Raw genomic sequence first — 13850 nt, forward strand, 5'->3', positions numbered from 1 at the left:
AACAGCCGGCGATGAACTGACAGTGACGAACCCGCGAGGAGTCCCGTGATCGACCACCAGGTACGTGTCCATCCCAGCGCCGACCGGCTGCCGCGCGAGGAGCAGCTCGCGTGGAAGCTGGCCGCCGTCGCGACCGGCACGCAGGAGGCCGCGGAGCTGGACCCGGCGGCCGTGGACATGGCCGTCAACCGGGTGATCGACAACGCGGCGGTCGCGACCGCGTCCCTGCGCCGCAGGCCGGTCGCCGTGGCGCGGGCGCAGGCGGCTCCACACACCGCCGCGCCCGGCGCGTCGGTCTTCGGCACGGACCCCGGCCGCCGCGTCTCCCCCGAATGGGCGGCCTGGGCCAACGGCACGGCGGTGCGCGAGCTGGACTTCCACGACACCTTCCTCGCCGCCGACTACTCCCACCCCGGGGACAACATCCCGCCGCTGCTGGCCGTGGCCCAGCACACCGGTCGCTCCGGGGCCGATCTGCTGCGCGGCGTGGTCGCCGCGTACGAGATCCACGTCGCCCTGGTGAAGGCCATCTGCCTGCACGCCCACCGGATCGACCACGTCGCGCACCTGAGCGCGGCGACCGCCTGCGGGCTCGGCGCGATGCTGCGGCTGCCGACTGAGGTCGTCCACCAGGCCGTCGGGCAGGCGGTGCACACCACGACGGCGACCCGGCAGTCCCGCAAGGGCGAGATCTCCACCTGGAAGGCGTTCGCCCCGGCCTTCGCGGGGAAGGCCGCGATCGAGGCGGTGGACCGAGCGATGCGCGGCGAGGGCGCCCCGTCGCCGATCTACGAGGGCGAGGACGGTTTCCTCGCCTGGCTGCTGGACGGCCCCAAGGCGTCGTACACGGTGTCGCTGCCGGAGCCGGGTGAGCCGCGCCGGGCGATCCTGGAGACGTACACCAAGGAACACTCTGCCGAGTACCAGGCGCAGGCGGTCATCGATCTGGCCCGCAGGATGCGGGAGAAGGCCGGACCGCTGGCGCGGGTGCGGGAGATCGTGCTGCACACCAGCCGCCACACGCACGACGTGATCGGTTCCGGGGCCGGTGACCCGCAGAAGTACGACCCGAAGGCCAGCCGCGAGACGCTCGACCACTCGGTGCCGTACATCTTCGCCGTCGCGCTGGAGGACGGCGCCTGGCACCACGAGCGCAGTTACGCGCCGGAGCGGGCGGGGCGGCCGCAGACCGTGGAGCTGTGGCGGAAGATCTCCACGGTGGAGGACCCGGAGTGGACCCGCCGCTACCACGACCCGGACCCTCGGCGCCGGGCCTTCGGCGGCCGGGCCGTGATCACCCTCGCCGACGGCACCGTGATCGAGGACGAGCTGGCCGTCGCCGACGCGCACCCGGCGGGCGCCCGGCCATTCGACCGGGCCGGTTACACCGGCAAATTCCGCACGCTCGCCGAGGGCGTCGTCTCCCCCGGCGCGCAGGAGGCGTTCCTGGACGCGGCGGGCCGGCTCGCCGACCTCGACACCGCGGGACTCGCCGGTCTCTTCCCGGCCGTCGACACCGCCGCCGTCGCCGCGTACGACGCGCAGCTCCCGAAGGGCCTGTTCTGATGCTGCACACCCGCACCACTCCTGCCGAGCGGCGTCAGGCGCTCCGTGAACGGCTCGCTTCAGGGCGGCTGTTGCAGATGCCGGGCGCGGTCAGCCCGTACTCGGCGAAGCTCATCGAGGACCACGGCTTCGAGGCGGCGTATCTGTCCGGCGCCGTACTCGCCGCCGAACTGTGCCTGCCCGACATCGGGTTGACGACATCGACCGAGGTCGCCGCCCGCGCCCAGCAGGTCACCCGGGTCACCGACCTGCCGGTCCTGGTCGACGCCGACACCGGCTTCGGCGCGCCGGTCAACGCCGCCCGTACGGTGCAGCTCTTCGAGGACGCGGGCCTGGCGGGCATGCACCTGGAGGACCAGACCGGCGTCAAGCGCTGCGGGCACCTCGACGGCAAGACGCTCGTGTCCCGCGAGGAGATGGTGCAGCGGGTACGGGCCGCCGCCGACGCCCGGCGCGACGACGGCTTCCTGCTGATGGCCCGCACCGACGCGCGCGGTGTCGAGGGACTGGACGCGGCGATCGAGCGCGCCAAGGCATACGTGGACGCGGGCGCCGACGCGGTCTTCCCCGAAGCGCTCGCCGACGAGGCCGAATTCGCCGCTTTCCGCGAGGCCGTGGACGTACCGCTGCTGGCCAACATGACGGAATTCGGCAAGGGTCCGCTGCTGTCCGCGAGCAGGCTGGAGAGCCTGGGCTACAACATCGCGCTCTACCCGGTCACGCTCTTCCGGCTCGCCAACGGCGCCATTGAGGACGGCCTGCGGACGCTGGCCGCCGAGGGCACCCAGGCATCCCTGCTGCCGAGGATGCAGACCCGCTCCCGGCTCTACGAAGTCCTCGGATACGAGGACTACACGGCCTTCGACTCCGCGGTCTTCGACTTCAGCCTGCCGCCCGGCGCCTGAACTCCGCACCGCCCCGCTCACCTCACCCGCACCCTCTTCCCGAGGAGCCCCCATGACCACCGCCGTGCCCGTCACGCCCGACATCCGCCGCGGTCTCGCCGGTGTCTACGTCGACACCACCGAGATCTCGACCGTCATCGCGGAGACCAACTCCCTGACCTACCGCGGCTATCCGGTCCAGGATCTCGCCGCCCGCCGGTCGTTCGAGGAGGTCGCCCACCTCCTGTGGTTCGGAGAGCTGCCGGATGCCGCGCAGCTCGGCGAATTCCGGGCGCGCGAAAGGGCGTTGCGGCCCCTGGACCGCACCACCGCGGAGCTCTTGGTCCGGCTGCCGGAGAGCTGTCACCCGATGGACGTCCTGCGCACCGCCGTCAGCTTCTTCGGCGCCGAGGACCCCGCGGAGGACGACGGCAGCCCGGCCGCCAACCGCGCCAAGTCCCTTTCCCTGCTGGCCAAACTGCCGACCGTGGTCGCCGCCGACCACCGCAGGCGGCACGGCCTGGCCCCCGTACAGCCCGATCCGTCGCTCGGCTACGCGGAGAACTTCTTCCACATGTGCTTCGGCCGGGTGCCGGAGCCCGAGGTGGTGCGCTGCTTCGAGATCTCGCTGATCCTGTACGCGGAGCACAGCTTCAACGCCTCGACGTTCACCGCGCGGGTCGTCACCTCCACGCTCTCCGACCTCTACAGCGCGGTCACCGCCGCCATCGGCGCGCTCAAGGGGCCACTGCACGGCGGTGCCAACGAGGCCGTGATGCACATGCTCAACGAGATCGGGGACCCGCTAAAGGCCGAGGCGTGGCTGGACGAGGCGCTGGCCGCCAAGCGCAAGATCATGGGCTTCGGGCACCGCGTCTACAAGCACGGCGACTCCCGCGTCCCGATCATGCAGGAGGCCACCGACCGGCTGGTCGCCCGCGCCGGTGACCCCGGGACGGCCCGGCTGGCGACCCTGCACGCCGCGCTGCGGCACGCCATGGTCAGTGGCAAGGGCATCCACCCCAACCTCGACTATCCGGCGGGGCTCGCGTACCACCTGATGGGCTTCGACATCCCGACCTTCACGCCGATCTTCGTGATGAGCCGCATCACCGGCTGGACCGCGCACATCACCGAGCAGCTCGAACACAACGCCCTGATCCGACCGTTGGCGTCCTACGACGGTCAGGGGCAGCGGGCGGTGCCGAACGCGTCCTGACCCGGTCAGGTCCGCGCTCTAGCCGGAGGTGGCGCCCGCGCCCGCCGCGACCGCGCCCGTCGCCACCAGAGCGATGATCACCACGCCGAGCAGCACCCGGTAGATCACGAACGGCGTGAAGCTGCGGTGGGAGATGTACTTCAGGAACCAGGCGATGGCCGCGTAGCCCACCGCGAAGGCGATGACCGTGGCCAGCATCGTCGGGCCCCAGGCGGGCGCCGGGCCGCTGCCGAGCTTGAACAGCTCCAGACCGCCGGAGGCCAGTACGGCGGGGATGGCCAGCAGGAACGAGTAGCGGGCGGCGGCCTCGCGGCTGTAGCCGAGGAAGAGTCCGGCGCTGATGGTGCCGCCGGAGCGGGAGACGCCGGGGATCAGGGCGAGCGACTGCGCCAGGCCGTACCAGAGGGAGTGCCGGAAGGTCAGTTCGGTGATCGGCTTGGGGCGGCGCACGGCGCGGGTGCGGTCGGCGACCGCCAGGACGAGTCCGAACAGGATCAGGACGGTGCCGGTGATCCGCAGGTCGCGCAGGCTGGTCTCGATGGTGTGCTGGAAACCGGCGCCCAGGATGGCGATCGGGATCGTACCGACGATCACGAACCAGCCCATCCGCGCGTCGTGGTCCTTGCGGCGCTCGGGGTGGAACAGCGACGCGGTCCACGCCTTGACGATGGCGGCGATGTCGCGGCGGAAGTAGATCAGCACGGCGGTCTCCGTGCCCAGTTGGGTGACCGCGGTGAAGGCCGCTCCGGGGTCGTCCCATCCGGCGAGGACGGAGACCACGCGTATGTGCGCGCTCGACGACACCGGCAGGAATTCGGTCAGACCCTGCACAAGGCCCAGGACAGCGGCGGTGAACCAGGACACGGCGGGGTGCTCCGGGGAGAGTTCGAGGGGAGGGTGGGTGAAGCGGGTGACGGCGTGCGCGGAGTCGGGCCGGGGCCGCCCGAAGGGAATTCGGGCGGCCCCGGCCCGGCCGAGGACGTCAGATGTTGACGCCGAAGTCGGTGGCGATGCCCGCAAGGCCCGAGGCGTACCCCTGGCCGATGGCGCGGAACTTCCACTCCGCGCCGTTGCGGTACAGCTCTCCGAAGACCATAGCCGTCTCGGTCGAGGCGTCCTCGGTCAGGTCGTACCTGGCCAGCTCCCGGCCGTCGGCCTGGTTCACGATACGGATGAACGCGTTGCGCACCTGGCCGAAGCTCTGGCCGCGCTTCTCGGCGTCGTAGATCGACACGGGGAAGACGACCTTGTCGACCTGCGGGGGCACGGTGGCGAGGCTGACCTTGATCTGCTCGTCGTCGCCGTCGCCGCCACCGGTCAGATTGTCGCCGCTGTGCACCACGGAGCCGTCGGGGCTGCCGAGGTTGTTGAAGAACACGAAGTGCTGGTCGCTGAGGACCTTCCCGCCCACGTCGCACAGCAGCGCGGACGCGTCCAGGTCGTAGTCGGCGCCCGTGGTGGTCCGTACGTCCCACCCCAGGCCGACGGTGACCGCGGTGAGTCCGGGAGCTTCCTTGCTCAAAGAGACATTGCCGCCCTTGGACAGAGTCACGCCCACGAAATTACCTCCGGTTGCTTGGGGGTTGTCGGTTGTCGGTAGTCGGTAGTCGGTAATCAGTTGCCGACTGTTGATTACCGGTGATTACCGGTGATTACCGGTTGTTGACTGCCGGTATGTCGTTGTTTGTCTGTGCGCCTCTGCCAGGTCAACGGCGTGCGCGCCACAACAGTTCCACGGTTGCGTAATAGCTTAAGCGTTACGGGCGTGTGCGCAGGTCAGTCGTCCGAGTCGGGCTTGGCGTGGGCGGCGGCGTACGCCTGGGTCGGCGTCATCGGGACCCGGTTGATCTGGACGGTCTTGTAGCGGCTGACCTTGGCGCAGGTGTCGGAGTCGTCGGCGGTCTGGGCGTGGGAGTTGTCCAGCGCCACCTTGGTGTCGGCGGGCGGCGCGGAGGACTTCCCGCCGGGGAAGGTGGTGCCGCTCGGCCAGTCCGCCCCGATCACGAGGGTGAGCCCCGCGACGGCGCCCTCCTTGAGATGGGACGACGCGATGCCGAGCGTACGGGCGACGGTCCCCGCCTCGGACCGCTGGCCGGGGCCGTAGGTGAGGGTCGTGGTGGCGGCGGGCGCCGGGGCGTTGCCGCCCGCGGTGGCCGGGTTGAACCCCTTGCCGGTCAGGGTGTCGACGATCTCGGAGGCGCGGCCCCCGATGCCGGTGCCGTTGCGCACCCTCACGGTGATCTGCGAGGCGGGGACGGACGTCGCGGTCGGGCTCGCCGACGCGGTCGCCGAGGCCGCGGCGGACGTGCCGCCCGAGGCGGTGGTCAGCGACTGGTCGTTGGCGATCGTGGCGAACAGCGTCTTCGCGCCGGGGCCGACCACCACCCGGTTGGGGTCGGTCGGGTCGGGCCCGGTCTGCATGGTGGTGAAGGTGATCCGCTTGGACGGGACCTTGTCGAGGTCGGAGGCCAGGCCGACCAGCTTGCTGATGCTGCCGAGGCCGGTGTCGACGGTCAGCGCCTTGGTCGCCGCGTTGGCGAGCTTGTAGACGGCCGTCGGGTTGGTGAGGGTGCCCGCGCTCTTGAACTTGCGGATCAGCGAGCTGAGGTAGATGTGCTGCGCGTACGTACGGCCGAGGTCGCTGCCGTCGCCGAAGCCGTGCCGCGAGCGGAGGAATTCCAGCGCCCCGACGCCCTTGAGGGTGTGGGCGCCCTTGGAGAGCTTCAGATGCGAGTAGGTGTCGTACACGTCGGCGTCCACGCACACCGACACCCCGCCCACGGCGTCGGACATGCTGACGACGCCGGAGAAGTCGACCTGGATGAAGTGGTCGATCGGAATTCCGGTCAATTTGTGGACGGTGGCCACCTGGCACGCCTGGCCGTACGACAGGGCGCTGTTGATCATGCCGTGGTAGCCGGGGGTGGACGCGCCGGTCTTGGGATTCTCGCAGGCGGGCACGTCAGTGAGGGTGTCACGCGGGATGCTCATCACGGTGGCGTTGGAGCGGTCGGCGGAGATGTGCACGACCATCTCGACATCCGCGTTGCCCCCGGTCTGGACGCCGGTCTTGGCGCAGCCGCCGCCCAGTTTGCAGTCGGCCTCGGAGGTCCGGCCGTCGCTGCCCATCACCAGGATGTTGATCGGCGTCCGCCCGAAGGCGTCGGCCTTCTCCTGGCCCGCGCTGCCCTTCCCCGCGCCGTCGGTCAGGGAGACGCTCGTGATGTTGCCGTTGAGGTGCTGGTAGAGCCAGTAGCCGCCGCCCGCGGTGACCAGCAGGAGCGCGGCCAGGGATATGCCGCCGATCTTCAGGAACCGCCGGCCCCGGCCGGCCTGCTTGGCGCGCCTGCCCCTGCGGCCCGACGACCGGGACCGCCCGCTCTCGGCGCGGGCAGCCGCCCGCGCGGCCGCTCGGCCGCTCCAGGGCTCGGTCATCTCCCGTGCTCCCTCTCCCGGGCGGCCCCCGTGGGGTGGTGCGGCCGGATTCGACGGGTGAAGCGGCGCTTCACCCAAGGCTTCATGGTTGCGCAACGCGGCAAGGGTAAATCATGGCTCTGTGGGGTAACCGAGAGCGTCGCACCCGCGACCGGCCTGCCCACCGGACACAGTTCCTGGTTTACGCAACCTTTAAAGTGTCTGCTATGCCAGAAACGCTACGACGAACCGGAAGGACACCTGTGGCCTGGGAGTGGGCGCATCTCGACGGAGGCCCGGCGGACGGCATGCGGGTACGGGTGACAGGCCCGCCCCGCGTGCTCCAAGTCACATCCGGATGCCCGGCCGAGGCCGACGGCAACGGCGACGGCGACGGCGACAGCGACGGACGGGGACTGCGCGTCGAGGCGCTGTACGTCTACCGCCTCAAGCACGGCCAGCCACTGCGCTACGGCTGGGACCACGCCAGCCCCTGACGTCATACGGGCCCGCGCCCCGGATCACGCGGGCCCGTGGCGCGCCACGGGAGGGAGGTCAGTCAGTCCCGCGGCGCGCGTTCGGGTTCGCGCACGGGGCGCGCGCCGACGGTCTCACCGGGCGCGGACTTGATCGTACGGACTTCGGGGTCCGCGCTCGTCTCGGCCGTCGCGGTACCGGGTCCGGGGTCGTCCTTCAACGCCTTGGTCTCGCTCTTGAGGATGCGGAGCGACTTGCCCAGCGCCCGCGCGGAGTCCGGCAGCCGCTTGGAGCCGAACAGCACGATGACCACAAGCGCCACCACCAGCAGGTGCCAGGGCTCAAGTCCGTTTCTGAGCATCAACGTCTCCGCTTCCACATCCGTCGGTCTGCCGTTGCCGGACGGCGATGTGCCGCCCCGGCCCCAACAGTTGCTACATTGCGCAATTATGAGAGTAGCGGTACCGAGGCGCAATGCCCGCACGGGCCCCCGTCCGGACCGTCCCCGCCCGTGCACGCACCCTTCTCGGAGGTGACCGAAGGTGATCTTCGACATCGGTCCGCTCAAGCTGCTGACGCTGCTCATCCTGGCCACGCTGGTCTTCGGCGACAAACTGCCCGACATGATCACGCGGGCGAGAGACCTCATCCGCGCGGTGCGCTCCTTCGCCGACGACGCCAAGGAGGACGTGCGCCGCGAACTCGGCCCGGAGTTCAAGGACTTCGAATTCGAGGACCTGAACCCGCGGACGTTCATCGCCAAGAATCTGCTCGGCGACGGCGACGCGCTCGGCCTGCGCGAGATCCGCGACAGCCTGCGACTGGACGGCGAGGCCGAGGAGTTGCGCGAGGTGGCGCGGACGCTCAGCGACGGTGTGGACCTCACGAAGCCGTCCGCCGCGCCGGTCGCCTCAGGCGCGGGCGAGGCGTCCGAGCCGCTCTCGCACCAGCCCGTCGCGTATGACACCGAGGCCACGTAGGACCGGCGCGCAGGCCCGCGCCGGGACCCGGCGCGTACGCGGTCCTTCGGCTGGCGCACCGAGCGCGCTCAGGGGTCAAGCGCCCTGGCGGGTCAGGCCGTTGTCACCGGTCGCCGTCGTTCGGACTGCTGAAGCCGGGGCTGCTGTAGCCGAGCCGGGGCCGCTGCCGCACCAGGCTGACGCCGTCGCCCGAGCTGAAGCTCGGGCTGCTGTACCCCAGGCGCGGCCGTTGGCGTACCAGGTCGACGCCGACCGGCGGCGGGCCGAGCGCGCGGGGAGCGGCGGCCCCCGCCTCCCGCGCCAACCGGTCGAGCAGATACGGCAGTACGCCCCGCACCAGCAACGCCTGCCGCCACGCCTCGTGGGCCTCGGTCACGTCCCGGCTCTCGCGCGTGACCGCGCCGTCGCGCCGGGCGGTCAGCGCCAGTCCGGCCAGGCCGATCAGCAGGCTGACGCCGAAGACCGCCGCGCACAGGAAACCGATGTCGATCAGCGGGGCGCTGATTCCCGCGCCGCTCGCGACGGCCCTGATCCCGTACCCCAGCACCAGGAAGATCGCTGCCGCGATACCGCTCAGCATCGGCACCAGTACGGCCAGGGTGGCGAGGACGCCGGGGCCGCCGACCGCGCGCACGACCGGGCGGACCCGGCCGCGGGAGTACGCGCGCAGGCTGGTGTACCGCTCGTACTCGGGCGCCGCGGTGGCACCGATGGCGTCGGCGTCGGCCAGGGCGGCCGTACGCAGTTGCTCGGTGTTGGGCGCGCCCGGCAGGGCGCGGAGCGCACGCCGGACGCGTTCGCCGCGCAGCGCCTGATCGAGAACCTGGGCGAAGTCAGCCCGGTAGATGTCGTCCGGCCGCTTGCCGCTGTCCATATTCCCCGCCCCGGTGTGTCGACGCGCGGCAAGTCACCTTGTCTGCCCGCGCGTACGCATCAGGATAATCTACCCAGTTGCATGATTGCATAATTACGCAACTGACTGAGAGTATCATGCCAGCGGCGCGGACCGCGGGCGCCGAATGCGTACTCTGGTGCTCGGAAAAGCCGCTGCGGTCAGGGAGGTTCACGTGACGAGGTCTGCCGCGGAGTTCGGCGACCCCAGCCCGGAGTTGTTCCAGAACGCCGCCGCTTCCTTCGGTTTGCTGGCGTCCACCATGCGACTCCAGATCGTCTGGATCCTGTCCGAGGGCGACTGCGACGTCACGGGGCTGGCCGAGCGGGTCGGCGCGACCCTGCCCGCGGTCAGCCAGCACCTGGCCAAGCTCAAGCTCGCCGGGCTCGTGCACTCACGGCGCGAGGGCCGGCGGCAGGTCTATCTGGTGGACGACCCCGATGTCGTGACGGTGGTGCGGGTGATGGTCAGTCAGCTCGACCGCCGCTCCGCCCCTTCGCGTGACGTCCGCGGGCTGGGGGCCTGACAGGCCACGCCCCGGCCCCCTGCCGCGCGGAGGTCAGGTACGGCTGGGCGCCGGATCGGCATCCGCGTCCACGTCGATCTCCACCGGCTCGACGGGCTCCACCGGCTCCACGGGCTCCACCGACTTGACCGACTTGACCAACTCGACCGACCCGACCGCGGGAGCGGCGGGCGCGGGCGCGGGTTCCGCACGGCGGACGGCCTCGGTGAGTTTGCGGGCGATCGGCTCGGTCCAGCGGGCGGTGAGCGGGCCGAGGACGACCAGGATCAGCACATAAGCGGTGGCCAGCGGCCCGATCCGGGGCTCGACGCCCACGGCCAGCCCCGCGATGACGATGGAGAACTCGCCGCGCGCGACCAGCATTCCGCCCGCCCGCCAGCGCCCCGCCGACCGGATTCCGGCCCTGCGCGCCGCGTACCAGCCGGTGGCGATCTTGGTGAACGTCGTGACGACGGCCAGGATCAGCGCCGGGACCAGGACCGGCGGGATGTCGGACGGGATAGTGCTCAGGCCGAAGAAGACGAAGAAGACCGCCGCGAACAGGTCCCGCAGCGGAGTCAAGAGGTTGCGGGCCCCTTCGGCGACCTCACCGGAGAGCGCGATGCCGACCAGGAAGGCGCCGACGGCCGCGGAGACCTGGAGCTGCTGGGCGACACCGGCCACCAGCAGGGTCAGGCCGAGCACGACCAGCAGCAGCATCTCGGGATTGTCGGAGGAGACGGCGCGGCTGATCAGCCGCCCGTGGCGCAGGGCTACATAGAGGACGATCCCGACCGTGCCGAGCGAGATCAGCAGTGTGAGGGTGCCGCCCGCCAGGCTCACGCCCGCCAGCAGGGCGCTCAGGATCGGCAGATAGACCGCCATCGACAGGTCTTCGAGGACCAGCACACCCAGGATGAGCGGGGTCTCGCGGTTGCCGAGGCGGCCGAGGTCGCCGAGGACCTTCGCGATCACGCCCGAGGAGGAGATCCAGGTCACTCCGGCGAGCGCGACGGCGGCGACCGGGCCCCAGCCGAGGAGGATCGCGGCGGCGGCGCCCGGCAACGCGTTGAGGACGAAGTCGACCGCGCCGGACGGATATTGGGTCTTGAGGTTGGTGACGAGTTCCGAGGCGCTGTATTCCAGGCCCAGGAGAAGAAGCAGCAATACGACACCGATCTCGGCGCCGGTCGCGACGAATTCCTCGCTGGCCTGGAGCGGGATCAGTCCGCCTTTGCCGAAGGCGAGTCCCGCGAGCAGGTAGAGCGGGATCGGCGAGAAGCCGACACGTCCCGCGAGGCGGCCGAGGATGCCCAGGGCGAGGATGATCGCTCCGAGTTCGATGAGCATGTCGGTCGTGTTGTGCACAGGTTTCTATCCTCCTGTGATCAGTTCGGCGACGGCGCCGACGCCTTCGCGGGTGCCGACGACCACGAGGGTGTCGCCGACGGCGAAGCGGAAGTCGGGGGTGGGTGAGGGCACGGCGGAGGTGCGGCGGAGCACGGCGACGATCGAGGCGCCGGTACGGGTGCGTACCTGTGTGTCGCCGAGCGTGCGGCCCGCGTACGGCGAGCGTTTGCTCACCGTGATGTGCTCGGTGACCAGGTCGATCTCAAGGTGTTGTCGCAGGTGGCCGACAGGGTCGGGGGTCAGCAGTTCGGCCAGTGCGGCCGCCTCGTGGGGCACGAGCGCGGTCGCGTCCTTGCAGGCGTCGTCGTCCTCGGGGTCATGGAACGCCAGGAACCGCCTGCCGTCCTGGTGCACGACCAGCGACAGGTGCCGGCCGGACTCGGTCGTCATGTCATAGCGGGCCCCGACTCCCGGCAGCGGAGTCTTTCGGGCGCGGGCGGTTGGTTCCATGAACGTGCTCCATCGGGACGCGGGTGCGGGAGTGCCGGTCGCGGACGCCGGCATGCGCGTCACCCGGCAGCGTTCTGTGCCGGGTGACGACGCACGTATGCGGTGACGTGCCGCGGCGCTCCTGCTGACAGCGCCCGGCGCGGGAGCCGGACGCTGTCAGCGGTAAGACGCGGGAAGGGGGTCCGTATCAGGTACGGCGTCCCGGGGCGCGTTCTCGACACGCGCGACCCGGGGAAAATACGGCGATGCCGTGGGGAGGACTTCCGACATGGCCGCGGGTGCGCCTACGACGAGGACATCCCGTTCCATGACGTATCCTCCTCAGCTCACCTCTGCGACATACGTAAAGCGCTGGTCAAGACTCTAGCGCATAATAAATGCCGCAAATCCTGCATGAGTGCATATAGCAGCCCAGGCGGATCTCCCATGGCCGGGAATTCACCTGGGCGTCACAGGGCAGGCCGGACCGCCGCGACGCGCCCCGACCTGCCGGTACGCCGGGTCAGGCCGGCCCCACGAACAATCCGGGTGCGCCCTTCGCCGCCCGGGGGCTAGGGTCTCCGGGGCCGAATATCGACGGGGCTCCAGGGTCCCGGGGTTTCAGGGGCCCAAGGTTCCAGGGTCCCAAAGTTCCGGGGAGACAAGGGATGGTCGGTCGTTCTGGCGCGCGGTGACGTGGGACGCGTGCCGCCGCGGAAGGCCGCCGTGCCGCCCGCGGCTCCGGAATCGCGGGGGTCGCCGGGGTCGCCGGGGCTCTGGCGGGACCGGGATTTCCGCCGGTTGTGGGTGGGGCAGACGGTCTCGCAGTTCGGGGAGCACGGGAGCGCGGTGGCCCTGCCGCTGATCGCGGTGCTGCTGCTGGGCGCCGACGGCGCCGAGGTCGGGGTGCTGCGGGCGGTGGGGCAGGCGCCGATACCGCTGCTGTCGCTGTTCGTGGGGGCGTGGGTGGACGGGTGGCGGACCCGTACGGTCATGGTGGCGGCGGACTGCGGGCGGGCGCTGGCGCTGGGAGCGGTGGCCGTGGCGTGCCTGCTCGGCGGGCTCGGTCTGCCGGTGCTGCTGGTGGCCGCGTTCGGCGTCGGGGCGCTGTCGGTCTTCTTCGACGTGGCGTATCAGGCGTCTGTCGTACGGCTGTTGGACCGCGACCAGCTGGTCAGCGGCAACAGCGCGCTCGAAGGCAGCAGGTCGGCGGCGCAGATCGGCGGCCCGGCGCTCGGGGGTGCGCTGGTGTCGCTGCTGTCGGCGCCGGTCGCGCTCGCGTCCAGCGCGCTGTTCTTCGCCCTGTCGTTCCTGTCGATCCGGCGGATTGGGCATGGCGAGGCGGTGCCTCGGCGCTCGGGACCCGCGCCCGCTGTCCGGCGGCGGATTCGCGAGGGGGTCGGATTCGTCGTCGGCGAGCCGTCGTTGCGGGCGGTGTGCCTCGCCTCCGCCGCCTTCCAGTTCGCGTTCGCGGCGGCGATGACCGTCTATCTGCTGTTCCTGCCCAGGGAGTTGGGCCTGTCGGGCGCTGTCGTCGGGCTGGTGCTCGCGGCGACGGGGCCCGGCGCGCTGGTGGGTTCGCTGCTGGCGGCCCGGCTGCCGGGCCGGTTCGGCCACGGAGCGGTGCTCGCGTGCGCGGCCGTGATCGGTGACAGCGTGATGATCGGCGTACCCGCGCTGCACGGCGGCGCCGCGCTGACCGTTCCGGTGCTCGTGGCGGTCAACCTGACGTTCGGCGCGTGCGGTCAGCTGGTCAGTGTGACGCTGATGGCGGTGCGGCAGACCGTCACTCCGGACGGGATGCAGGGTCGCGCGGCGGCGACGATCGGCTTCGTCGGCATGGGGACGGCCCCGCTCGGTTCGCTGCTCGGGGGTCTCCTCGCGGCGCAGTGCGGTCTGCGCACCGGCTTCCTGGTGGCGGCGGCGGGCATGCTGCTCTCCCCGCTGGTGATCTCCCTGTCCCCGCTCGCCCGTCTGGGCCGTACGCTCCCCGTCCACGCAGCGGCCGGCCCGTCCGCGCGGACGTGAGCGTGACGGAGGTGGCGCGGGCGCCAGTCCCGCGCCACCTCCGTCA

At 71.1% G+C, this 13850-nt stretch carries 14 protein-coding genes; 7 read left to right on the forward strand and 7 right to left on the reverse strand.

Annotated features, from left to right (window positions below):
• Window positions 1-45: 45 nt before the first annotated feature.
• From BGM09_RS22870 to BGM09_RS22880, 3 genes are read left to right on the forward strand one after another with little or no spacing between them, the layout of a single operon-like run.
• Window positions 46-1566, forward strand: coding sequence for an MmgE/PrpD family protein (locus tag BGM09_RS22870; RefSeq protein WP_188283545.1), 1521 nt, complete (start codon window positions 46-48; stop codon window positions 1564-1566).
• Window positions 1566-2471, forward strand: a complete 906-nt coding sequence (gene prpB / locus BGM09_RS22875) for a methylisocitrate lyase (protein ID WP_188283546.1) — start codon at window positions 1566-1568, stop codon at window positions 2469-2471. Before BGM09_RS22870 ends, prpB begins: the two co-directional genes overlap by 1 nt.
• A 52-nt stretch (window positions 2472-2523) precedes the next feature.
• Window positions 2524-3669: a bifunctional 2-methylcitrate synthase/citrate synthase gene (locus BGM09_RS22880; protein ID WP_188283547.1), complete on the forward strand. Its 1146-nt coding sequence runs from the start codon at window positions 2524-2526 to the stop codon at window positions 3667-3669.
• An 18-nt stretch (window positions 3670-3687) separates the two neighbouring features.
• Here BGM09_RS22880 and BGM09_RS22885 read toward each other — a convergent pair whose 3' ends face one another.
• From BGM09_RS22885 to BGM09_RS22895, 3 genes are all read right to left on the reverse strand, one after another.
• The gene (locus tag BGM09_RS22885) at window positions 3688-4533 is read right to left on the reverse strand and encodes an undecaprenyl-diphosphate phosphatase (RefSeq protein WP_188283573.1); all 846 of its coding nucleotides are present in this window, start codon (window positions 4531-4533) and stop codon (window positions 3688-3690) included.
• 118 nt (window positions 4534-4651) lie between these two features.
• Window positions 4652-5227, reverse strand: coding sequence for a TerD family protein (locus BGM09_RS22890; RefSeq protein ID WP_188283548.1), 576 nt, complete (start codon window positions 5225-5227; stop codon window positions 4652-4654).
• Between the two features lie 218 nt (window positions 5228-5445).
• Window positions 5446-7104, reverse strand: coding sequence for an LCP family protein (locus BGM09_RS22895; protein ID WP_188283549.1), 1659 nt, complete (start codon window positions 7102-7104; stop codon window positions 5446-5448).
• A 242-nt stretch (window positions 7105-7346) separates the two neighbouring features.
• Between BGM09_RS22895 and BGM09_RS22900 the strand changes: the two genes are divergently transcribed.
• On the forward strand, window positions 7347-7580 hold the full coding sequence (locus BGM09_RS22900; RefSeq protein ID WP_411158359.1) for a hypothetical protein: 234 nt from the start codon (window positions 7347-7349) through the stop codon (window positions 7578-7580).
• 62 nt (window positions 7581-7642) lie between these two features.
• Here the strand turns inward: BGM09_RS22900 and tatA are convergent, their stop codons facing one another.
• On the reverse strand, window positions 7643-7921 hold the full coding sequence (gene tatA / locus BGM09_RS22905) for a Sec-independent protein translocase subunit TatA (RefSeq protein WP_188283551.1): 279 nt from the start codon (window positions 7919-7921) through the stop codon (window positions 7643-7645).
• Window positions 7922-8102: 181 nt separating this feature from the next.
• Here tatA and BGM09_RS22910 point away from each other — a divergent pair, with 181 nt between their 5' ends.
• Window positions 8103-8540, forward strand: coding sequence for a Sec-independent protein translocase TatB (locus BGM09_RS22910; RefSeq protein ID WP_317452845.1), 438 nt, complete (start codon window positions 8103-8105; stop codon window positions 8538-8540).
• Between the two features lie 103 nt (window positions 8541-8643).
• Here the strand turns inward: BGM09_RS22910 and BGM09_RS22915 are convergent, their stop codons facing one another.
• Window positions 8644-9414: a hypothetical protein gene (locus BGM09_RS22915; RefSeq protein WP_188283552.1), complete on the reverse strand. Its 771-nt coding sequence runs from the start codon at window positions 9412-9414 to the stop codon at window positions 8644-8646.
• A gap of 145 nt (window positions 9415-9559) precedes the next feature.
• Here BGM09_RS22915 and BGM09_RS22920 point away from each other — a divergent pair, with 145 nt between their 5' ends.
• Entirely contained in the window at window positions 9560-9958 is a 399-nt protein-coding gene (locus BGM09_RS22920; protein WP_188283553.1) for an ArsR/SmtB family transcription factor, read from the forward strand.
• Window positions 9959-9991: 33 nt separating this feature from the next.
• Here the strand turns inward: BGM09_RS22920 and BGM09_RS22925 are convergent, their stop codons facing one another.
• Window positions 9992-11305 (reverse strand): cation:proton antiporter, encoded by a 1314-nt coding sequence (locus BGM09_RS22925; RefSeq protein WP_188283554.1) that lies wholly within the window; start codon window positions 11303-11305, stop codon window positions 9992-9994.
• 6 nt (window positions 11306-11311) lie between these two features.
• Window positions 11312-11797 (reverse strand): cation:proton antiporter regulatory subunit, encoded by a 486-nt coding sequence (locus tag BGM09_RS22930; RefSeq protein WP_188283555.1) that lies wholly within the window; start codon window positions 11795-11797, stop codon window positions 11312-11314.
• Between the two features lie 705 nt (window positions 11798-12502).
• Between BGM09_RS22930 and BGM09_RS22935 the strand changes: the two genes are divergently transcribed.
• On the forward strand, window positions 12503-13804 hold the full coding sequence (locus BGM09_RS22935) for an MFS transporter (protein WP_188283574.1): 1302 nt from the start codon (window positions 12503-12505) through the stop codon (window positions 13802-13804).
• Window positions 13805-13850: the final 46 nt, after the last annotated feature.

Origin of the sequence: Streptomyces sp. CBMA29 (assembly GCF_014596445.1) — a bacterium.
Classification (GTDB): Bacteria; Actinomycetota; Actinomycetes; order Streptomycetales; family Streptomycetaceae; genus Actinacidiphila.